The sequence below is a fragment of the Actinomadura kijaniata genome, assembly GCF_014138665.1.
Classification (GTDB): Bacteria; Actinomycetota; Actinomycetes; order Streptosporangiales; family Streptosporangiaceae; genus Spirillospora; species Spirillospora kijaniata.
In genome coordinates this window covers 95,257-116,305 of record NZ_JACJIA010000007.1, presented here as the reverse complement: position 1 = coordinate 116,305, position 21,049 = coordinate 95,257, and the positions used below count along the sequence as shown (strand labels likewise).

Below are 21,049 nucleotides of genomic sequence, written 5' to 3'. Positions count from 1 at the left end.
ACCGGTGACTCCCTGCCGTCACTTTCCGCTTGGGAACTGCTTCGAAGTGTAGCGATTTTCGGTTGGAGGGCTCCGTTCTTTTCGATCACATTCGGGGGATTCGGGTTGCTTGGCGATCAAGAAGCTGACAACCTCCGCTCGTTCCCCTTCCCTAGTGATCGAGGTGGTTTGTGAGGTCTTCCGCGCGTTGTGCGGTGGCCGTGGCGCTCGCCGCGCCCATGGTCGCCGTGCCGGTGGCGACCGCCCACGCCGAGCCCGCCGTCTCCGCCAAGGCGGGGCCGTCGGGGGTCTACGCCAAGTCGGCGCTGCTGCTCGACGTCGGCGCCAAGAAGGTCCGGTGGAGCCGGTCGGCCCACACCAAGCGGCGCATCGGCAGCATCACCAAGGTGATGACGGCCTATGTGGTCATCAAGTCCGGCAACCTGGACCGCAAGATCACCGTTCAGCGCAAGCACGTCGCCTACCTGCACGGCAACGGCGCGGGCGGCAGCTCGGCCGGGCTCGTGGTCGGCGACCGGCTCACGGCGCGGCAGTTGCTGCGCGCCCTGATGCTGCCGTCGGGGTGCGAGGCGGCCTACGTGCTGGCCGACGCCTACGGGCCCGGCTGGAAGGGCTTCGTCGCCAAGATGAACAAGACGGCCCGCGGCCTGAAGATGACCAACACGAAGTACGCCAACTTCGACGGCATCGACTGGAAGGGGGCCACGATGTACTCGACGGCCTACGACCAGACCAGGCTCGCCGCCGCCGCGATGAAGCTCAAGGAGTTCCGCTCCGTCGTCGGCACCAAGTCCTACCGGGTGCCGCCGACCAGCACCACGCACATCTACAACTGGACGAACACCAACGCCCTGCTCGGCAGGTACAAGGGCATGACCGGCGTCAAGACCGGCTTCACCAACATGGCGGGCGCCTCGTTCATGTTCGGTGCCAAGCGGGGAAGCCGTGAGCTGGTCGGGATCGTCCTGAACAGCGGCAGCGGCAGCTACAAGAGCCGCCGCTTCACCGACGCCTCCAAGATCCTCAACTGGGGCTTCGGGGTCCGCTCCGCCGACCTGCCGGTCCTGTCGCGGAGCCTGGACGACGGCCGCTTCGACTAACCGAGAGGCCGGAGCAGGTCGAGGACGGACGGTTCCAGGTCGCGGGCCCAGGGCGGGTCCGCACCGGGAACGCCGACGGTCGCGGCGGCGATGTGCGCGGCGAACGTCAGGGCCGTCCCGACCTGCTCCGGCCGCACCGCCTCCAGGCGCCCGCCGAGGAGGGCGCCGCGGTCCAGCCAGTGCAGCAGGGCCGCCATGAACGCGTCGCCCGCCCCCACCGTGTCGGCCACCCGGGCAGGGACGCCGGGGACCTCGACGCGCTCGCCGGACAGGGACGCCACCGCGCCGTCCGCGCCGCGCGTCACCACGATCAGGCGCACCCCCGAGGCGTGCCAGGTGTCGCAGACCTCCGCGAGGGACAGGCCGAGGGCGTCCAGGTCGTCCTCGCTGAGGCGGATCACGTCCGCCAGCCGCGCCCAGCGCGGCAGGCGTTCGCGGTAGACGGCCGGGGCGACGAGGCCGGGGCGCACGTTCGGGTCGATGGAGACCGTCGCGTGGGGGCGCACCCGTTCCAGGAGCTCCTCGATGAGCGGCCCGCCGGGGTCGGTCGCCAGCGCCAGGGAGCCGGTGTGCACGGCCACGCCGGACGGGACGCGCGCGGCCAGCTCCTCGCGGGTCCACTGCCAGTCCGCCGTGCCGCGCGCGTAGAAGTCGTACTCGGCCTGCCCGTCCTCGCCCACCGTCGCGACGGCGAGGGTCGCCTCCTGCGGCGCGGCCACGCAGCCCGACACGTCCACACCGGAGTCCGCCAGATGGCGGCGCAGCAGCCGTCCGAACGGCCCGGTGCTCAGCCGCCCCAGGAAGCGCGTCGGGGTGCCGAGGCGGGCCAGCGCGACGGCGGTGTTGGCGGGGCCGCCGCCGGGCCGGACCTCCAGGCGCAGCGGCGGGTCGAGGCCGCGGCCGGGCAGGAACGCGTCGGCGACGGTCTCGCCGATCACCGTGAGGGGACGTGGGTCCATCCGCCGCACTGTACTCAGCCGCCCGCGGGTTCGCGGCCCACGGTCATGGCCCTGATCAGGCCGTCGCCGGTGAACCCGACCGTCACCTGGTCGCCCGCGCCGGACCGGCCGTCGATCACCTCGGCCGACTCCCTGATCCGGAACCCGTGGTGGGACAGGAAGCCGCGCACGACCCGGCGCGCCTCGCCGGGGAAGATCCCGGCGGCGGTCGTCAGCAGGCGCGGCGCGCGGAGCCGGTCGAACGCGGCGGCGGGCAGCGCGGGGTCGTCGAGGTGGACGTAGGCCGTGCCCCGGCCGTCGTTGATGCCGTGGCTCACCACGCCGTTGCCGCCGAGCAGCATCCCGGAGGTGATCGCGATGCTGGTGGCGGCCTGGTGCGGGTCGGGGAAGCCGGACAGGTCCTGGTGCCCGGCGGCCAGCTCGGCGATACCGTGCTCGTCGCCGTGCTCGCGGACGGCGCGCAGCGGGACGATGGCGGGGTGGTCGGCGGGGAACGCCTCGTTCGCCCACGCCCACAGCCAGGTGTTGCTGAGATGCGAGAAGCTGCCCAGCAGCGTCACGCCGCCATAGGTGTGGCCGTCGCAGGTGAGGGTCCGCGCGTCCAGGTCGACCGCCAGGCCGCCGGTGAGCAGGTCGTCGACCTGCTCCTGCCGGTCGAACGCGGCGGCCGACACCCAGCTCGCCAGGCTCTCGAACTCCGGGCTGTGCGCGCCCGGCCCGGCCAGGAAGTCCCGCCAGTACGCGGCCCGGCGCTCGTCGCCGTTGGCGCGGTACAGCTCGTCGAGCCGGCGCGCGGCGGCCTCGTCACCGGCCTGGTACACCGCGCGGCGGAACCAGGTCACGGCGGTGTCCAGGTCCCCGCCGTTCGCGTGGTGGTCGCCCAGGGCGCCCGCGGCCCGGGGATGCCCGAGTTCGGCCGCGCGCCGCCAGGACTCCAGCATCCCGCCGGTGTCGCCCCGGTCCGCGCACACGAAACCCAGGTTGAACGCCGCGCCCGCGTTGCCGCGCTCGGCCGCGCGGCCGTACCAGGTCGCGGCCTGTTCCAGGTCGCCGCGCCCGTCGTCGTCGTACAGCCGCCCCAGGTTGAACGCCGCCGCGTGCGAGCCCAGCTCCCAGGCGCGCCGGTACAGCTCCATCGCGGCGGGGACGTCGCGCTTCTCGACCAGGACCGCCAGGTTCAGCACGCCGCCGGGGTCGCCGCCGTCGGCGGCCTCGCGGTACCGGCGTTCGGCCTCCTCCGGCTCGCCCCGGCGCTCGGCCGCCAGGCCGAGTTCGAGGGCGCTCCCGGCGTGGCCCATCGCGGCGGCGCGCCGGAACAGCTCCTCCGCCCGCGCGTCGTCGCCCCGGCGGATCGCCGCCACACCCGTCTCGTACAGCTCGTTCGCTTCCGGCGCCATGGCGACTAGGACGGGTCGGAGGCCTCGCCGCGTTCCCGGAGCAGGGACTTCAGTTCGGCGAGCTGCCGGGCGGACAGGTCCTTCTCGGTGCCGTTGATGCCCATGGCGCCGACGGAGGTGCCGTCGGCCAGGTCCAGGGTGGGCCACGGCTCGCCGACGGCCATGTCGGCGTCCAGGACCTCGGCCCACTCCAGGCGGCGGGTGCGGAACGCGTTGACCACGGTCAGCCCGGTCTCGTCGGCCACCACGCGGCAGCGCGCCAGCATGTGCAGGATCCAGGCGATGAACGCCCCGGACAGCACGATCAGGACGCGGTCGAACAGCTTGAACTGGGGCGCCACCACGACGGCGAGCACGATCATGCCCAGCATGATCACGCCCGCCGTCGCGTAGGCCACGACGCGTGTGGTGCGCGGACGCCACACCGTCGGCAGGGCCGGGATCTCAGTCAACGATCTTGGAAATCGGGATCTCGAGGATGTCGTGGGCGCCCGCGGCCTTCAGCGCCGGGATGAGGGTGTTGACGCCGCGCTTGGCGACCACGCTCTCCACCGCGCTGCTGTCGCCGCCGGCCAGCGAGGTGACCGTGGGCGAGGACATCGACGGCATGATGTCCAGCACGGCCTGGAGGTTCGCGGCGGCGACGTTCAGCTTCAGCAGCACGTTGCCCCGGGCCCGGATCGCCCCCTGGAGCAGCAGCGCGACGTCCTCCATCGCGGCGCGCTTCTCGGGGTCCTCGTAGGCCTCCCGGTTCGCCACCAGCTCGGTGTAGCTGGTCAGCAGCGTGTCCAGGATGCGCAGGCCGTTCTTGCGCAGCGACGAGCCGGTCTCGGTCAGGTCCACGATCACGTCGACGATGTCGGGGACCTTCGCCTCGGTCGCGCCGTAGGACGGGACGACCTTGGCCTTGACGCCGTGCCGCTCCAGGAACCGCTTGGTCATGGCGGGGAACTCGGTGGAGATCCGCACGCCCTCGGGCAGGTCGGAGACCTTCTGCCAGGGGGCGTCGTTGGGCACCGCCATGATCACGCGGACCGGGTTGTCGGTCGCCTTGGAGTACTTCAGCTCACCGAGGCTGACGACGTCGGCGTCGGTCTCGGTGATCCAGTCCCGGCCGGTGATGCCGAGGTCGAACAGGCCCTGTTCCAGGTAGGTGGGGATCTCCTGGGGGCGCAGCACCCGGACCCGGTCGATGCGCGGGTCGTCGATCTGGGCGCGGTAGTCGCGGTCCGAGGAGCGGCGGACCGTCAGGTCGGCCGCGTCGAACAGCGCCATGGTCGCCTTCTCCAGGGACCCCTTGGGCAGGACGAGAGACAGCACGGTGAAACCCTTCCGTGGGTGGGATTGTCGGGAACGTCCGGGACGATCAGGAGCTCAGATGCTCCGCGCCGTGCCCGGCGTGACCGTGATGCCGCAGCCCTCGCAGGGTCAGTGCCGTGTCGAGTGCGGCCACAGTCGCCTCCCATCCCTTGTCCTCGTGACTGTCCGGCAGTCCGGCGCGGTCGAGCGCCTGTTCCATGGTGTCACATGTGAGCACGCCGTTGCCCACCGGAGTGGACTCGTCGAGCGCGACGCGGGTCACACCGGAGGTCACCGAGTCGCACACGTAGTCGAAATGGGCGGTCTCGCCGCGGATGACCGCGCCGAGCACCACCACCGCGTCCAGGTCCCGGGCGAGCTGCTGCGCGACCACCGGGAGCTCCAGCGCCCCGGCGACGCGGACCACGACCGGCTCGGCGACCCCGCACGCCTTGGCGGCGTCGGCCGCGCGCTCCAGCAGGCGGTCGGTGATCGGCGCGTGCCAGCGGGTGCAGACGATGCCCAGCGTGAGCCCGGACGCGTCGACGGCGCCGTCCTCGGGACGCCCCGCTCCGCTCATCGCGTGCCTCCCGCGCACTTCCGGGGCGCCTCAAGGCGCCGTCTTCCCTCGTCGCTCTGGTCGCTCCGCTCCCGGCGCTCCTCAGTCCAGACGACGCCGCGCCCCTCCAGCGCGCTCATCTCAAATCTCCCCGATCGCGTGGCCGAGACGGTCGCGCTTGACCGTCAGGTAACGGCGGTTGTGCTCGGTGACCACCACGGGCATCGCCTCGCGGCCCAGCACCGCGAGGCCGAACCCGTCCAGCCCGGCGAGCTTGGCCGGGTTGTTGGTCAGCACCCGGATCGAGCGTACCCCCAGGTCACGCAGCATGTGGGCAGCGTTGGAGTATTCGCGCGCGTCGGCGGGCAGCCCGAGCTCCAGGTTGGCGTCGACGGTGTCGGAGCCGTTGTCCTGGAGGGCGTAGGCCTTCAGCTTGGCCAGCAGGCCGATGCCGCGGCCCTCGTGCCCGCGCAGGTACAGCACGACGCCCCGGCCCTCGGCGCTGATGCGCTCCATGGCGGCGTCGAGCTGGGGACCGCAGTCGCAGCGCTCGGAGTGCAGCACGTCGCCGGTCAGGCACTCGGAGTGGGCGCGGATTAGCACGTCCTCGCCGTCGCCGAGGTCGCCGTAGACGAGCGCGACGTGCTCACCGCCGTCGATGGCGCTGGCGAACCCGACGGCCCGCCACATGCCGAACCGGTTCGGCACGCGGGTCTCGACCTCGCGGGTGACCATCGTCTCGGTGCGCTTGCGGTACTCCACCAGCTGCTCGATGGAGATCAGCTTCAGGCCGTGCTCCTTGGCGAACACCTGCAGCTCGGGCAGGCGGGCCATGGTGCCGTCGTCGTTGACGATCTCGGCGAGCACGCCCGCCGGGCGCAGCCCCGCCATGCGGGCCAGGTCCACGGCGGCCTCGGTGTGGCCGCGGCGGCGCAGCACGCCGCCCTCGCGGTAGCGCAGCGGGAAGATGTGGCCGGGCCGGACCAGCTCGTACGGCTCGGTCGCGGTGTCGCACAGGGTGCGGATGGTCCTGGCGCGGTCGGCCGCCGAGATCCCGGTGGTGACGCCGTCGCGGGCGTCCACGCTGATCGTGTAGGCGGTGCGCATCCGCTCGGTGTTCTGCGAGGTCATCAGCGGCAGGTGCAGCCGGTCCAGGTCCTCGCCGGTCATCGGCACGCAGATCACGCCGCTGGTGTGGCGGATGGTGAACGTCAGCAGCTCCGGCGTCGCCTTGGCCGCCGCGAAGATGATGTCGCCCTCGTTCTCGCGGTCCTCGTCGTCGACCACCACGACGGCCCGGCCCGCCGCGATGTCGGCGACGGCGTCCTCGATGGAGTCGAAGATCCCTGCGTTGGAGTCGTTGCCGCTCATGCGGTCACCGCCTTGCTCTCGTTCTGGGGGGTGGGAACCTCGCGCCGCCGGGACTCGCGCAGCCAGTTGCGGAACCCGGCCATGACCATGACGAAGAAGATGCCGTAGACGGCGGCGGACACGTACAGCCCCGACTTCAGGGCCAGCGGCACGCCGACCAGGTCGACCAGCACCCAGATGATCCAGAAGTCGACCAGGGCGCGGCTCTGCGCGAACGTCGCGACCGCGCTGCCGACGAAGATGTAGGCGTTGGCCCACGGCGACCAGGCGATCTTCAGCCAGTCCAGGTGGATGAACAGCTGCGCCACCAGGACGGTGCCGACGACCAGGGCCGCCAGCAGGACCGCGCGCTCCCGGGCGGTGGCCTGCCGGACGACCAGGCCGTGGTCCGCGCGGCGGCCGCGCGTCCAGGAGTACCAGCCGAACAGGGCCAGGCCGATGAACAGGACCTGCTTGAGGGCGTTGCCGGGGGCCGCCGCGTGCAGCGAGGCGGCCAGCAGCAGCAGCGCGCCGGTGAGCTGGACGGGCCACGTCCAGATGGTCTTGCGCATCGCCAGCCAGACGACGGCCAGCGACAGGACGTTGCCGACCAGGTCGGTCCACAGGATGTGCTCACCGAAGACGGTGAAGCTCGCGTTCAGCCAGCTCACGAGCGGGCTCCGATCATGCGCTCGACGTACTTGGCCACCACGTCGACCTCCAGGTTCACGGGGTCGCCCGGCCGCTTGTGGCCGAGCGTGGTGAGGGCGAGGGTGGTGGGGATGAGCGCGACGGTGAAGAAGTCGTCACCCGCCTCCACGACGGTCAGGCTGATGCCGTCCACGGTGATGGAGCCCTTGTCGACCACGTAGCGGGCCAGGTGGGCGGGCAGGGAGACCGTCACGACGTCCCAGCGTTCGCCGGGCTCGCGGGAGACGATCTCGCCGACCCCGTCGACGTGGCCCTGCACCAGGTGGCCGCCGAGGCGGTCGGCCAGGCGCACGGGTCGTTCCAGGTTGACCCTGGACCCCGCGGCGAGCGCGCCGAGGCTGCTCCTGTCGAGGGTCTCCTTCATGACGTCGGCGGTGAACCGACCGTCGATGGCCTCCACCACCGTGAGGCAGACCCCGTTGACGGCGATCGACGCGCCGTGGACGGCGTCCTGGGTGACGAGGGGTCCGCGGACCGTCAGCCGCGCCGAGTCGGCCAGCGACTCGACGGCCTCGATCTCGCCGAGTTCCTCGACGATGCCGGTGAACATCTCCCGGGCCTCCATTGCTCTGGGGCGAAGGCTCCGGGGGTTGCTTGCGTACGACGGAACGTACGGCTGGAGACACCCGTGCCTGGGCACGGATGTCCTGCGCGCTGCCTCCCATCCGGACTTTCACCGTCGGTCCCGGAATTTCACCGGGTCAACCGGCCGATGGCTTCGGCCGGGTCGCGGACTGTCACCGCCGGTTCGGACTTTCACCGACCCCGGAGCACGCTTTCACTGCTAGGCAACCTAGTGTGCCATGCCGCGCATTCCCGGGACCCTGTGAAACTCGCCACGGCCACAGTTGGCCAACCAAGCGCTCGCTTGTTTAACGGACGGCGACGCGCAGCCCGCCGGGGACGGCCGTGACGGCGGTCAGGTCGGGCACGACCACGTCCGCCTCGGCCAGTTCGGCGGCGGGATGGCTGGTGGCGACGGCCAGGACGGCCGCCCCGGCGGCGCGGCCCGCGCGCACCCCGGCCGGGGCGTCCTCGACGACCACGCACCGCGCCGGGTCCACGCCGAGCCTGCGGGCGGCCAGCAGGTAGCCCGCCGGGTCGGGCTTGCCGCGCTCCACCTCCTCGGCGGTCACGACCACCCGCGGCAGCGGAACGCCCGCCGCGCCCGTGCGCTGGAGCAGCGCGCCCCGGTCCATGGAGGTCACCACCGCCCACGGCAGCCCGTCGAGCGAGGCCAGCAGGCCCACGGCGTTCGGCAGCGCGGCGACGCCGTCGCTGCGGGACGCCTCCAGCTCGTCCAGCCGCGCGGTGGCGGCCCGGACCCGGTCGGGCGGCAGGAACTCGGCGATCCGGTCGCTGGTGCGGCGTCCGTGCGCCCCCTCCAGGAAGCGCACCGGGTCGATGCCGTACTCGGCGGCCCACTCGTGCGCGGCGGCCTCCACCAGCGGGGTGGAGTCCACCAGGGTGCCGTCCACGTCGAACAGCACCGCCGCGCAGGGCAGGTCGAGAACGTCGGTCATGGGGTCGGCTTCCCGTTCGCCTTCCGGGGGCGCCGCCGGGGCGCCCCCGCGGTTCGTCTCAGGACCAGTCGGCGTTCGCGGTGGCGGCCTCGGCCTGGGCGCGCAGCTTGCGGACGGCCTCGGCGGGGTCGTCGGCGCCGTAGACGGCGCTGCCCGCCACGAACACGTCCGCGCCCGCCTCGGCGCAGCGCTCGATGGTCTCGGCGCTGACGCCGCCGTCCACCTGGAGCCACACCGGCTTGTCGGCGTCGCGGATCAGCTTCCGGGCGCGGCGGACCTTCGGCAGCACCATGTCCAGGAAGCTCTGACCGCCGAAACCCGGCTCCACGGTCATCAGCAGCAGCATGTCCACCTCGCCGAGCAGGTCGGCGTAGGTCTCCACGGCGGTGCCGGGGTTGATGCCGAGCGACGCGCGGGCCCCGGCGGCGCGGATGGCCCGCAGGGTGCGCACGGGAGCCCTGGCGGCCTCGGCGTGGATGGTGACGCTGCCCGCGCCCGCCTCGGCGTAGGCCGGGGCCCACCGGTCCGGATCCTCGATCATCAGATGGCAGTCCAGGGGCAGGCGGCTGCTCTTCAGCAGCGCCTCCACCACCGGCAGGCCGAGGGTGAGGTTGGGCACGAAGTGGTTGTCCATCACGTCGACGTGCACCCAGTCGGCGGCGTCGGCGATGCGCTCGACGTCGGCGCCCAGGTTGGCGAAGTCGGCGGACAGGATGCTGGGAGAGATCTGCGGAGCCATGATGCCCCCGAGTCTATGAGGGGCCGCCGCTCACCCGGTCACCGCCCGCCGGTCGGCGGGCGGTGACCGGGGCGCACGCCCCCCGGGTGGCCAGGCCGAGCCGCACGAACGCCTCCGGCGCCCCGGCCGCCGCCCACAGCCCCAGCACGGCCTGCACGCAGAACGCCTGCACCGGATGCTCCCCCGGGAACAACCCCACCGCGTAGATCCCCCCCGCGCCCGCCGCGCCGACCGGGACCCGCGCCAGCCTGCGCCACAGGTCGCCGCCGGGGTCGCACCAGCCGCGCCGGGCGGCCACCGACAGCCCGGCCAGGATGCCCGCCAGCCCGCCGGCCGCCCCGGCGGCCTCCGCCAGCGTGACCGGCTCGGCCGAGCCGCCCGCCGCGGCGATCCGCCGCACCCACTCGGCGGGCCACCGCCAGCCGTCCAGCGCGAACCGCAGCGCCGCCCACGCGGCCACCAGGCACAGCAGCCCGATCGCCAGGGACAGCGCGAGCTGGGTCCACAGCGGCTGCCGCGCCCAGCGGGGCGCCACGCGCGGCTCCAGGTACAGCCCGCCGGCCAGCACCAGGCCGCCGACCGCCCACCCGGTGAGGACCTGCGCGAACGAGTGCACCCCCAGATGGATCCGGGAGTACCCGATCAGCACGATGATCACGACGGTGCCCGCCCACACGGCGCGGCGGCGGGACCGGCTGCCCAGGAACCCCCAGGCCACCACGGCGTTCTGGGCGTGCCCGGACGGCATCCCGAACGAGTCGCGCCCCTCGTGCCCGGTGACGCCCGGGTCGGTCCAGAACGGCCGGGGGTCGTGGAACCACAGCTTGGCGACGGTGTTGACGGTCGCGTTCACCGTCAGCAGCACCGCCGCCCGCGCGCCCGTGCGGGGGTCCACGCACCAGTAGACGACCACCAGGAGCGGCAGGTAGAACGCCGCGCTCCCGATGAACGACATGACGTGCATGAACTCGGTGAGCACAGATCTCCCCCGGTGTGTGCGGGCTCCCGGCGCCCTCTCGGCCCCGGTCGGTGGACATCAGGTGAACGTCCGACCAACACGTAAAGGATCCCTGGGGGGCGGGAGTCTAAACGTGGCGGCCTAACGGCGGCGCAGCAACGCCAGGAACATCGCGTCGGTACCGTGGCGGTGGGGCCACAGCTGCGCCCAGGGGCCGTCGCCGACGCCGGTCAGCTCCGGGGCGACCGCCCGCAGCACGGCCGGGGAGTCGAGGCGTTCGACGTCGTCGCGGTCCGCCAGGACGTCGTCGAGGACGACGCGGGTCTCGGCGAGGTGCGGCGAGCAGGTCACGTAGGCGACCACGCCGCCGGGGCGCACGGCCTCCAGCGCGCGGGCCAGCAGCCGGCGCTGGAGGGCGGCCAGCTCGGGGACCGAGCCGGGGCCGCGCCGCCAGCGGGCCTCGGGGCGGCGGCGCAGCGCGCCCAGGCCGGTGCAGGGCGCGTCCAGCATGATCCGGTCGAACGCGGCGGGCCGCCAGGCCGGGGCGGTGCCGTCGGCGACGATCACTCCGGCGCGCGCGTCCACCGCGTGGCCGACCAGGGCGGCGCGGTGCGGCTGGAGGTCGGCGGCGAGCAGCCGGGCCCCGCGCCGGGTCGCGATGGCCGACAGCAGCCCCGCCTTGCCACCGGGACCGGCGGCGATGTCGAGCCAGCGTTCGTCGCGGCCCTCCAGCGGCGCCTCGGCCAGCGCGAGGGCGACGAGCTGGCTGCCCTCGTCCTGGACGGCGGCGCGGCCCTCGCGGACGGCGGCGATGCCCGACGGGTCGCCCTCGGGCAGCACCGCGGCGGTCGGCGCGTGGGACGCCGGTTCCGCGCCGGCCTGGTACAGCTCCTCCAGGGTGGCGCGGCCGGGGCGGGCCACGAGGGTGACGCGGGGACGGGCGTTGTCGGCGGCGAGCAGGTCGCCGATCTCGGCCCGGTCGGCGCCCAGCGCGTCGCGCATCGCGTCCACGATCCACCCTGGGTGGCTGTGCGCCAGCGACAGCCGGGTGGTCTCGTCCGCGTCGGCCGGGGCGATGATCTCCAGCCAGCCGTCCAGGTCGCGGGTGGTGACCTTGCGCAGCACGGCGTTGGCGAACTTGGCCTGGCCGGGGCCCGACACCGAGCGCGCCAGGTCCACGGCCGTCCCGACGGCGGCGTGCGGCGGGATGCGGGTCGCGAGGATCTGGTGGGCGCCGAGGCGCAGGACGTCCAGCAGCTCGTCGTCGACGCGGCGCAGCTCGCGGTCGCTGCACAGCGCCAGGATCGCGTCGTAGGTGCCGAGGCCGCGCAGGGTGCCGTAGGTCAGCTCGGTGGCCAGGGCGGCGTCGCGGCCGGTCAGCTCGCGGTCGGCGAGCTTCCTGGGCAGCAGCAGGTTGGCGTAGGCGTCGCGGTCCTGCACGGCGCGGACCACGTCGAACGCGGTGCGCCGGACCAGGTCCTGCGGGCGGCCGGTGCGGCGCGGGCCGCCGGGGCGGCGGTTGTCGCCGCCCTTGCCCCGGCGGTCTCCCCGGTGGTTGCGGGTGGGCGGCATCAGTGCAGCGCGTCCTTAGCGTTCAGGTCGAGGCCGCGGGCCCAGTCGGCGGCGTCCATCATCCGCTTGCCCTGGGGCTGGACCCGGCCCAGCGCGACCGGATGGGTGGCGGTGCCGGCCAGCAGCGCCTTCTTGGTGACGTGCAGCTCTCCGGGGGCGAGCGCGACCTCGGCGTCCGGCGCGGGCCGGACGGGACCGAGCTTGAGGCGGGCGTCGCGGAACGTCGTCCACGCGCCGGGCGCGGGCGTGCAGGCCCGCACCAGGCGGTCCACGCGCTGGGCGGGCGCGGTCCAGTCGACCCGCGCGTCCTCGGGGGTGATCTTGGGGGCGTGGGAGACGCCCTCGGTGGGCTGCGGCCGGGCCTCCAGCACGCCGTCCTCGATGCCGTCCATGGTGTCCACCAGCAGCCGCGCGCCCGCGACGGCCAGCCGGGACAGCAGTTCCCCGGCGGTGTCGGCGGGCTGGATCGGCTCGGTCAGCACGCCGAAGACGGGCCCGGTGTCCAGGCCCTCCTCGATCTGGAAGGTGGCCGCGCCGGTCATGTCGTCGCCGTGCAGGACGGCGTGCTGCACCGGGGCCGCGCCGCGCCAGGCGGGCAGCAGCGAGAAGTGCAGGTTGACCCAGCCATGCCGGGGGATCTCCAGCGCGGCGGGCTTCAGCAGCGCGCCGTAGGCGACGACCGGGCAGCAGTCCGGCGCGATCGCGCGCAGGCGGTCCAGGAACTCCGGATCGCTCGCCCTGGCGGGCCGGAGGATCTCCACCCCGGCCTCGGCGGCGCGCTGCGCGACGGGGCTGGCGACCAGCCTGCGGCCGCGTCCGGCCGGGGCGTCGGGGCGGGTGACGACGGCGGCGACCTCGTGCCGCGACGCCAGCAGCGCCTCCAGCGCGGGGACGGCGGTCTCGGGAGTACCGGCGAAGACGAGTCTCAAGGTCAGATGGCCTTCCCGAACGTGCGGTGCGGCGACTCCTTGACCACCGGGGCGGTCTCGCCGAACCACTCGGCCTCGCGGATCGCCTTCATCGCGGCCTTGCGCTGCTCGGGGTCCATCCGGTCGACGAACAGGACCCCGTCCAGGTGGTCGGTCTCGTGCTGGACGCACCGGGCCAGCAGGTGGGTGCCCTCCAGGGTGATCGGCTCACCGTGCATGTTGAAGCCCTTGGCGACGGCCCGCACCGCGCGCGGCGTCGGGAACGCCAGCCCCGGGATCGACAGGCAGCCCTCGTCGTCGGTCTCGGTCTCCTCCGACAGGTCGAGGCTCGGGTTGACCAGGTGGCCGAGGCGGTCGTCGACGTAGTAGGTGAACACCCGCAGGCCCACGCCGAGCTGCGGCGCGGCCAGCCCCGCCCCGGGCGCGTCGATCATGGTGTCGGTGAGGTCCTTGACGAGCTGGCGCAGCTCCTTGTCGAAGTCCTTCACCGGTTCGGCGGGCGTGCGCAGCACGGGGTCGCCGAACAGGCGGATGGGCTTGACGGCCAACGAGGGCTCCGTTCCTGCGGTGTTCCTGGCGGGTGGTCGGTGTCCGGGGTCCCAGTCTACGGAGCGGTCAGCCGCGCCCGCGCACCGAGCGCGCCTTGTGGGCGGCGGTCCGCGCGGCCTTGGCGACCGTCCGGTCGGGGTGGTGGGCGCCCAGGGCCTCCAGGACGCGGGCGGTGTCGGGGTGCTCGCTGCGCCACAGCTCCTCGGCGAACGCGGCCATGTCGGCCTCGGCGGGGGCCCGCAGCAGCGCGGCGGCGACGGCCTCGCGCGGTTCGGCGGTCTCCAGCATCCCGGCGACGGTGTCGACGAACATCCACAGGTAGTCGTCGCGGGACGGCTCGTCGGCGGCCAGGCCCCGTTCCGCCAGCCACAGCAGCGCGTAGGGGCGGACCGGCTGCCCGCCGGCGGCGGCGCGGACCCGCGGCTCGGCCTCGGGTCCGAGCCGGCCCAGCACGGCGGCGGCCAGGTTGCGGCGGCCGGGCCCGCCCTCGGCGATGACCGCCAGCAGCCCGTCGGCGGCGTCGGCGGCCGGGCGGGCGGCCAGCCAGCGCCCGATCTCCTCGTCGGCGGTGTCCTCGCGGTGCCAGACCAGGCCCGCGACCAGGTCGGCGGCCGGGGCGTCGGCCAGCTCGCCGACCACCGGGGCGAGGAACCCGTCGGCGCGCAGCAGCTCCCGGACGCCCCACACGCCCAGCGGCGTCAGCACCAGGCCGTCGGGGACGCCCTCGACCACGCCCCAGGCGGTCAGGTCGGCCAGCTCCAGTTCCAGTTCGGCGGCGACGGTCCCGGCGATCGCGGCGGGCTCGGCCAGCTCGTAGGAGTCGGCGATGTGCGCGGTCAGCGCCTCGGCCAGCTCCTCGGGGGCGGCGGGGCCGTCCTGCTCGTACAGGCGGATGAGGACGCCGGTCAGCTCGTTCTGCACGAGCTGGGTCGGGTCGAGGCCGTCCTCGCCCTCGTGCTCGGGCACCACGGCGGCGTCGAACAGCCTCAGCCAGGTCTCCAGCGCGGCCGCGTCGTCGCCGTCCAGCGCGGCCAGGCCCGGACCGGCCTGCGCCCGCCCGCCGGAGGTGGTGATCACCTCGGCCTCCAGCGCGGCCCACCACAGCCGTTCCAGCTCGGGCAGGCCGCCCAGGTCCGCCACGTCCGCGGCGCGGCGCGGCGTCGCCAGGCCCAGCTCCCCGAGGGCGGCCAGCGCGTCGGCGACGGACGGCTCGTCGTGCTCGTCGACGGCCCGGCCCTCGGCCCACCGCGCCACGGCGCGGACCTGCGCGGTCAGGCCGGAGGCGCGGGCGGCGGCGGCGAGCTCGGGCTCGGGCGCCAGCCGGACCGGCGGCACGGCCAGCTCCCCGGCCCGCCGCAGGTAGTCCTCGGTGCGGGCGACGCGCTCCTCCTCCGGCAGCTCCTCGAACGCCGCCAGCCACTCCTCGACGGCGGCCTCGTCGTCCAGGTCGACCCCGTCGGCCGCCATCAGCCCGGTGATCATCTCGGCGGCGGCCTGCCGTTCCGGCGAGTCGGCGGCGACGACGGCCTCGGCGAACGCGGGCGCGATCCCGTCCAGCTCGGTGAGCAGGGCCGCGGCGCGGCCGGCGGGGACCAGGTCGCGGTCGCGCAGGTACGCCGCCAGCCCGCGCACGGTGTCCAGGATGGCGGGCACCTCCTCGGCGGAGGCGACCACCACGGTGGGGAAGACCTCCAGCAGCAGCGTCCGCAGCGTCGCGGGGTCCAGTTCGCCGGGGCCGGTCAGCCCCGCCTGCTCCTGCGCCAGCTCCAGCAGGAGCCGCGCCCCCTGCGCGTCGACGGCGCCGCCGCGCTCCTCGCTCCAGCGCCGCAGGTCCTCGCTGGTCGTCTCCACCCACTTCTCGGCCACCCGCGAGAGCCTAGTGCCCCGCGCGGCGCCGCACGCTCAGATGAGCTCCAGCGGGTCGATCCGCACCCGGACCGTCTCGGGGGCCTTGCGGGCGCTGCGCACCCCCTGGGCCTCCTGGAGCGCCCTGGCCAGGGCCGGGCCCGCAGGGCGGGGGACGCGGACCAGGGCGCGTTCGCGCTCCTCGGCGGGATCGGCCGGGCCGGGGCCCGGCGGGGGGCCGGCCGGGACGGGGCCGAGGACCTCCGCGCCGCCGGGCAGGCGGGTGTCGGCCAGCAGCTCGCGGATCGCGGCGGGGGTGCCGGTGAGGGAGGCCATGCGGACGGCGGGCGGGAACCCGGCCTCCTGGCGTTCGGCGAGCTCGCGTTCGGCGAAGGTGACCGGGTCCCAGCGGATCAGCGCCTGGACGGCGGGCAGCGCGGCGTCGGCGGAGACCACGACGGGGCCGCCGGGGCGGACCAGGGCGGCGGCGTTCATCCAGCGGCGCAGCGTCTCCTCGGCGGCGCGCAGGTCGGCGCGGCCGAGCAGGGCCCAGCCGTCCAGCAGCAGCGCGGCCGCGTACCCGGCGCCGGCGGGCGGCTCGGCGCCCGGCGTGGCCACCACCAGGGCGCGGTCGTCGGTGACGCGCTCCAGGACCGCCTCCCGGCCGGAGGTCCGCACCGGGACGCCGGGGAACGCGCGCCCCAGCTCCTCGGCGGTGCGCCGCGACCCGACGACCATCGCCCGGAACTGGAAGTGGCCGCACTCGGGGCAGTGCCAGTCGCCCGCCAGGTGCCCGCACCAGCGGCAGTAGGGCGTCCCCTTCTGGGACGGCAGCGCCAGGGGGCCCTGGCAGACCCGGCAGTGCGCCGGGGTGCGGCAGCGCACGCACGCCAGCGCGGGCAGGTAGCCGCGGCGCGGGACCTGCACCAGCACCGGGCCGTCGGCCAGGGCGCGGCGCGCGGTCTCGAACGCCAGCCTCGACAGCCGGGCGGCGCGGGCGGCCTCGTCGCGGGCCAGGTCCTGGTCGTCCCCGGCGGCCCGCACGCGCGGCATCACCGCCCGGACGGTGGTCCGGTCGGCGGCCAGCGCGTGCGCCCACCCGGTCTCGATCAGCTGGGTGGTGTCGGTGGTCCGGGTGAACCCGCCGATCAGCGCGCCCGCCCCGCTGCGGTGGGCGCGCAGCGCCAGGACCTCGCGCGGGTGCGGGTAGGGCGCGTGCGGCTCGGCGTGCACGTCGTCGCCGTCGTCCCAGAGCACGACCAGCCCGAGGTCGTGGACGGGCGCGAACATCGCGGCGCGCGTCCCCACGACCGCCCGGACGCCCCCCCGGCTGATCGCCAGCCAGTTCCGGTAGCGCTCGGTGGGCGGCAGCGACGCCATCAGCCGCACGTGCCTCCCCTCGCCCAGCTCGGCGGTCAGCGCGGCGTCCACCCGGGCCACGTCGTGCGCGTCGGCCATCACGACCAGCGCGCCGCGCCCGCTCTCCAGCGCCGCCGCCACGGCGCGCGCGATGGCGGCGGTCCAGTCGGGGCCGGGCAGCGCGGTCCACACGGCGCGGGGGGCGCCGCCGCCCGCCAGGGCGTTCAGGAACGAGGGCCCGGCCGGGTAGCGGGCCCACGGCCCCGGTCCCCCGGGCTCCGGCGCGTCCCCGGGGGCGGGGCGCGGCGGCTCGGCCTCCACCCGGGCGTGCCGGGGCGGGATCGCCAGCCGCAGCACGTCGGCCAGGGCGCCCGCGTACCGGTCGGCCACCTCCCGCGCCAGCGCCGCGATCTCCGGTGACAGCACCGGCTCGGCGGAGGTGACCCGCTCCAGGAACGCCAGCCGCCCGTCGTGGCCGCTCTCGGCGGCCCGTTCCAGGAGCAGCCCGTCCACGAGCTGGCCCGCGAACCGCACCCGCACCCGGCATCCCGGCACGGCGGTCTCGGCCAGCTCGGCCGGCACCAGGTAGTCGAACGGGCGGTCCAGGTGCGGCAGCGAGATGTCCACGGCCACCCGCGCGACGGGGAACTCGGCGGCGGGCTCCCGCACGCCCTTGCGCCTCCGCTTGCCGGGCCCGGCCTTCCCGGCGGCCTTCCCCGCCGCCTTGCCGCCCGCCTTTCCCGGCGCCTTGCCGGTCTCCTTGCCGGTCGCCTTCGCGGCCGTCGTCTCCGCCGCCCCCGCCGGGACGTCCGCCAGCCCCGGAATCAGCTCCGCTCCCCCGCCGTCCTTGGTCACGCCCCCGTCCTACCAGATCAGACCGACACCCCCGCCCACCTCCGCTCTCGTCACCCGGTTTGAACTCCCGGGTGTCGATCTTGGATCATGACCGGATATCCCCCGCGCCCCTCCTGTCTCCTATAACCCCTAGGCCACATCAGTGACGACCGCGCCTCCCTCGCCCGCGACGACCCTCCCGGTCCGGCCACGACCGGCCCTCCCCGCCCCCGCCGCCGCGCCGGGGCGCCGCCGGGGGTGGCGGCGGTGGACCGATCCGCGCGACCCCGTGACGGCGGCGACGCTGCTGTCGGCCGCGCTGCACCTGGCGTGGGCGTTCCTGCTGTTCACCGAGGGCGGGGACCTGGCGGCGCAGGCGGCCTGGACGCGCTTCGCCCGGGAGCACCCCGGCGCGGCCTACAACATGGCCTGGTACGGGGGCATGCACCCGGTCTCCTACAGCGTGCTGTCGCCGTACCTGATGGCGTGGCTCGGCATCCGCACGGTCGCGGTGGCCGCCGGGACGCTGAGCACGACGCTGACGGCGGCGCTGCTGGTGCGGTTCCGCGTCCCGGCGCCGCTGGCGGCGTCGCTGTGGGCGGCGGTGGCGCTGTGGTGCAACGCCGCGTCCGGGCGGGTGACGTTCGGGCTCGGGCTGGTGTTCGCGCTGGTGGCGGTGGCGGCGGCGTTCACCCGGCGGGGCACCCCCGCGCTGCGGGGCGCCACGATGGCCGCCGGCGGGGTGCTGGCGACCATGGCCAGCCCGGTGGCGGGGCTGTTCCTGCTGGTGGTGGCCGCCGCGCTGTTCCTCACCGGCCGCCGCCGGGCGGGGGTCGCGCTGGCGGCGGGCATGCCGCTGGTGGTGGGCGTGACGACGCTGCTGTTCCCGTTCAGCGGGGTGCAGCCGATCGGGTTCGCCTCCGTCGTGCTCCCGACGGTCACCAGCGTGGTCGCGGTGCTGCTGTGCGCGCCGCGCGGGTGGACGGTGCTGCGCGTCGGCGCGGGCGTCTACCTGCTGGGGGTCGCGCTGACGTTCGCCTTCCCCTCGCCGGTGGGCAGCAACGTCGAGCGCCTGTCGCTGCTGTTCGGCGGCGTGGTGCTGCTGGTGTCGGCGGCGCGGCTGGTCCGGCGCGGCGGGTTCGCCGCGCACCGGGGGCGGCTGGCGGCGCTCGGGGCGGCGTTCCTGGTGACGGCGGGCTGGATGGTCGTCAAGCCGGTGCAGGACATCGTCCACACCCGGCCCGCCGCCCGGTCGGCCGCGCACGCGGGCGGGCTGGTCGCCGAGCTGGACCGGCGCGGGGCGCGGCGCGCCCGCATCGAGGTCGTCCCGCTGCGGTCCCACTGGGAGTCGGCCGGGCTCGCCCGCCACTACGTCCTGGCGCGCGGCTGGAACCGGCAGGTCGACGCCGAGCGCAACGCCCTGTTCTACGACGAGGGCGCCCTCACCCCCGCCTCCTACCGGAACTGGCTGCGCACCTGGGGCGTGCGGTACGTGGTGCTGCCCGAGCAGGAGATCGACTGGTCCTCGCGCGGCGAGGCCGACCTGGTCCGCGCCGGCCAGCCCTACCTGCGGCAGGTCTGGCGCGACGGCTACTGGCGGCTGTACGAGGTCGCCGACCCCGCCCCGCTGGCCACCGCCCCCGCCAGCGTCGCCCGGATCGACGCCGGCGAGCTGGTCGTGGACACGCCCGCGCGCGGCGCCGTCCTGCTGCGGATCTCGTGGTCCCCGTGGCTGGGGGTGCGCGGCGGCCCGGCGGGCGCGTGCCTGTCGCGGGACGGGGACCTCGTCCGCCTGCACGCGCCCGGACCGGGCCGGTACCGCGTCAACGCGACCTACCGGCTGCCGCGCGGCACCGCCTGCTCCTAGCCGGCCCGCTCCCCGGCGGCCAGCTTCTCGTAGCCGACCAGCCGCACGCAGGTCGCCAGGCCCTCGATCGCCTGCTCCAGCTCGGCCAGGTCGGGGAAGCTCGGCGCGATGCGGATGGTGCTGTCGCGCGGGTCGTCGCCGTAGGGGTGGGTCGCTCCCGCGGGCGTCAGCGCGATCCCGGCGTCGGCCGCGCGCCGCACCACCTCGCGGGCGCAGCCGTCCAGCACGTCGAGCGCGACGAAGTAGCCGCCCTTCGGGGCCGACCAGGTCGCCAGGCCGGTGCCGCCGAGCCGTTCGGTGAGGATGCGGTGCACCGCGTCGAACTTGGGCCGCAGCAGCTCGCGGTGCCTGGCCATGTGCGCGCGGACGCCGTCGGCGTCCCGCAGGAACAGCGCGTGCCGCAGCTGGTTGACCTTGTCGGGGCCGATCGAGCGCTTGCCGCTGTAGCCGGTCAGCCAGGCCACGTTCGCCGGGGACGACCCGAAGAACGCCACGCCCGCGCCCGCCAGGGTGATCTTGGAGGTGGAGCCGAACACGAACGTCCGGTCGGGGTTCCCGGCCGCCGCGCAGGCCGCCAGCACGTCGGCGATCCCGACCTCCTCCTCGGTGAGGTGGTGCACCGCGTAGGCGTTGTCCCAGAAGATCCGGAAGTCCGGCGCGGCCGCCGGCATCGCCGCCAGCCGCCGCACCGTCTCGTCGCCGTAGCTGACGCCGCTCGGGTTGCTGTACTTGGGCACGCACCAGATGCCCTTGACCGCCGGGTCGGCGGCGGCCAGGCGCTCGACCTCGTCCATGTCGGGGCCCTCGGCCGTCATCGGCACCGGGATCATCTCGATGCCGAACCGCTCGCACAGCGCGAAGTGCCGGTCGTAGCCGGGCACCGGGCACAGGAACGCGATCCGCTCCTCGTCCGCCCAGCGGCGCGCGGCCCCCGGCAGCGTGCCCAGCAGCGCGTGCACCAGGCAGTCGTGCATCAGCTCCAGGCTGGAGTTCCCGGCGGCGACGAGCTGCTCGACCGGCACCTGGAGGTGACCGGCGAACGCCTCCCGCAGCTCGGGCAGGCCGAGCGGCGCGCCCTGGTAGTTGCGGCAGTCGGTGCCGTCGGAGGCGGTGTGCCGGTCGCCGGGCAGCCGCAGCAGGTCGGCCGCCAGGTCCAGCTGCCGCGCCGACGGCTTGCCCCGCGTCAGGTTCAGCGACAGGCCCCGGTCGACCAGGGCGGCGTAGTCGCGCCGGGCCTCGTCCAGGCGCGTCGACAGCGATTCGGGCGTTACGGCGGTCACGGAGGCGTCCTTCGGCTCGCGGAAAGGTGGCAACGCCGCTGAACGCTACAAGCGCCCAGCGGCCCCGCACAAACGCTATCTCGCCTGGTGAGAACGCAAAGGACCCCAGAGATGCCGTCTCTGGGGTCCTTTCACCCGTATGCGCCTACTCAGCCACGCACGCGAGCGCGTCCGGAGGCTGAGGCAGGGGGCTGACGCCGAAGGCGGGGCCCCCTGCCG

General features: G+C 74.9%; 19 protein-coding genes and 1 riboswitch. Of the genes, 2 read left to right on the top strand and 17 right to left on the bottom strand.

Annotation, left to right across the window (positions count from 1 at the left end; translation table 11 throughout):
* The first annotated feature begins 194 nt into the window (after nt 1-194).
* On the top strand, nt 195-1,100 hold the full coding sequence (locus tag HNR61_RS25725; protein ID WP_312898095.1) for a D-alanyl-D-alanine carboxypeptidase family protein: 906 nt from the start codon (nt 195-197) through the stop codon (nt 1,098-1,100).
* Here HNR61_RS25725 and HNR61_RS25720 read toward each other — a convergent pair.
* The 16 genes from HNR61_RS25720 to HNR61_RS25645 form a co-directional block, all read right to left on the bottom strand.
* Nucleotides 1,097-2,059, bottom strand: coding sequence for a carbohydrate kinase family protein (locus tag HNR61_RS25720; protein ID WP_182845761.1), 963 nt, complete (start codon nt 2,057-2,059; stop codon nt 1,097-1,099). The genes HNR61_RS25725 and HNR61_RS25720 overlap by 4 nt on opposite strands.
* Nucleotides 2,060-2,073: 14 nt before the next feature.
* Nucleotides 2,074-3,456 (bottom strand): tetratricopeptide repeat protein, encoded by a 1,383-nt coding sequence (locus tag HNR61_RS25715; RefSeq protein ID WP_182845760.1) that lies wholly within the window; start codon nt 3,454-3,456, stop codon nt 2,074-2,076.
* 5 nt (nt 3,457-3,461) lie between these two features.
* A complete protein-coding gene (locus tag HNR61_RS25710; protein WP_246443782.1) occupies nt 3,462-3,908 on the bottom strand; it encodes a PH domain-containing protein in 447 nt (148 codons plus the stop codon).
* Nucleotides 3,901-4,776: an ATP phosphoribosyltransferase gene (gene hisG / locus HNR61_RS25705; RefSeq protein ID WP_182845759.1), complete on the bottom strand. Its 876-nt coding sequence runs from the start codon at nt 4,774-4,776 to the stop codon at nt 3,901-3,903. Before hisG ends, HNR61_RS25710 begins: the two co-directional genes overlap by 8 nt.
* A gap of 46 nt (nt 4,777-4,822) precedes the next feature.
* On the bottom strand, nt 4,823-5,335 hold the full coding sequence (ribH, locus tag HNR61_RS25700) for a 6,7-dimethyl-8-ribityllumazine synthase (RefSeq protein ID WP_182845758.1): 513 nt from the start codon (nt 5,333-5,335) through the stop codon (nt 4,823-4,825).
* 120 nt (nt 5,336-5,455) lie between these two features.
* A complete protein-coding gene (locus HNR61_RS25695; protein WP_220509796.1) occupies nt 5,456-6,685 on the bottom strand; it encodes a bifunctional 3,4-dihydroxy-2-butanone-4-phosphate synthase/GTP cyclohydrolase II in 1,230 nt (409 codons plus the stop codon).
* A complete protein-coding gene (gene pnuC / locus HNR61_RS25690) occupies nt 6,682-7,335 on the bottom strand; it encodes a nicotinamide riboside transporter PnuC (protein WP_182845757.1) in 654 nt (217 codons plus the stop codon). Before pnuC ends, HNR61_RS25695 begins: the two co-directional genes overlap by 4 nt.
* The gene (locus tag HNR61_RS25685; RefSeq protein WP_182845756.1) at nt 7,332-7,925 is read right to left on the bottom strand and encodes a riboflavin synthase; all 594 of its coding nucleotides are present in this window, start codon (nt 7,923-7,925) and stop codon (nt 7,332-7,334) included. The genes pnuC and HNR61_RS25685 overlap by 4 nt, the downstream gene beginning before the upstream one ends.
* Nucleotides 7,926-8,022: 97 nt before the next feature.
* Nucleotides 8,023-8,153, bottom strand: a riboswitch (FMN riboswitch).
* Nucleotides 8,154-8,247: 94 nt separating this feature from the next.
* Nucleotides 8,248-8,898: an HAD-IA family hydrolase gene (locus HNR61_RS25680; RefSeq protein WP_182845755.1), complete on the bottom strand. Its 651-nt coding sequence runs from the start codon at nt 8,896-8,898 to the stop codon at nt 8,248-8,250.
* A 58-nt stretch (nt 8,899-8,956) separates the two neighbouring features.
* A complete protein-coding gene (rpe, locus tag HNR61_RS25675; protein WP_182845754.1) occupies nt 8,957-9,637 on the bottom strand; it encodes a ribulose-phosphate 3-epimerase in 681 nt (226 codons plus the stop codon).
* Between the two features lie 13 nt (nt 9,638-9,650).
* Nucleotides 9,651-10,616 carry a phosphatase PAP2 family protein gene (locus HNR61_RS25670; protein ID WP_182845753.1) on the bottom strand — a complete coding sequence of 322 codons (966 nt, stop codon included), beginning with the start codon at nt 10,614-10,616 and terminating at the stop codon, nt 9,651-9,653.
* A 120-nt stretch (nt 10,617-10,736) separates the two neighbouring features.
* On the bottom strand, nt 10,737-12,167 hold the full coding sequence (locus tag HNR61_RS25665) for an RsmB/NOP family class I SAM-dependent RNA methyltransferase (RefSeq protein WP_182845752.1): 1,431 nt from the start codon (nt 12,165-12,167) through the stop codon (nt 10,737-10,739).
* Nucleotides 12,167-13,096, bottom strand: a complete 930-nt coding sequence (fmt, locus tag HNR61_RS25660) for a methionyl-tRNA formyltransferase (protein WP_182845751.1) — start codon at nt 13,094-13,096, stop codon at nt 12,167-12,169. The genes HNR61_RS25665 and fmt overlap by 1 nt, the downstream gene beginning before the upstream one ends.
* A gap of 2 nt (nt 13,097-13,098) precedes the next feature.
* Complete coding sequence (def, locus tag HNR61_RS25655) at nt 13,099-13,644, bottom strand: peptide deformylase (RefSeq protein ID WP_067811338.1); 546 nt, start codon at nt 13,642-13,644, stop codon at nt 13,099-13,101.
* A 67-nt stretch (nt 13,645-13,711) separates the two neighbouring features.
* Nucleotides 13,712-15,511, bottom strand: a complete 1,800-nt coding sequence (locus tag HNR61_RS25650) for a hypothetical protein (protein WP_182845750.1) — start codon at nt 15,509-15,511, stop codon at nt 13,712-13,714.
* A gap of 36 nt (nt 15,512-15,547) precedes the next feature.
* The gene (locus tag HNR61_RS25645; protein ID WP_182845749.1) at nt 15,548-17,704 is read right to left on the bottom strand and encodes a primosomal protein N'; all 2,157 of its coding nucleotides are present in this window, start codon (nt 17,702-17,704) and stop codon (nt 15,548-15,550) included.
* Nucleotides 17,705-17,846: 142 nt separating this feature from the next.
* Here HNR61_RS25645 and HNR61_RS25640 point away from each other — a divergent pair, with 142 nt between their 5' ends.
* Complete coding sequence (locus HNR61_RS25640; RefSeq protein ID WP_312898094.1) at nt 17,847-19,550, top strand: DUF8823 domain-containing protein; 1,704 nt, start codon at nt 17,847-17,849, stop codon at nt 19,548-19,550.
* Here HNR61_RS25640 and HNR61_RS25635 read toward each other — a convergent pair.
* Nucleotides 19,547-20,830 carry an aspartate aminotransferase type Ic gene (locus HNR61_RS25635; RefSeq protein WP_182845748.1) on the bottom strand — a complete coding sequence of 428 codons (1,284 nt, stop codon included), beginning with the start codon at nt 20,828-20,830 and terminating at the stop codon, nt 19,547-19,549. The two genes, HNR61_RS25640 and HNR61_RS25635, sit on opposite strands and share 4 nt — an antisense overlap.
* Nucleotides 20,831-21,049 lie beyond the last annotated feature (219 nt).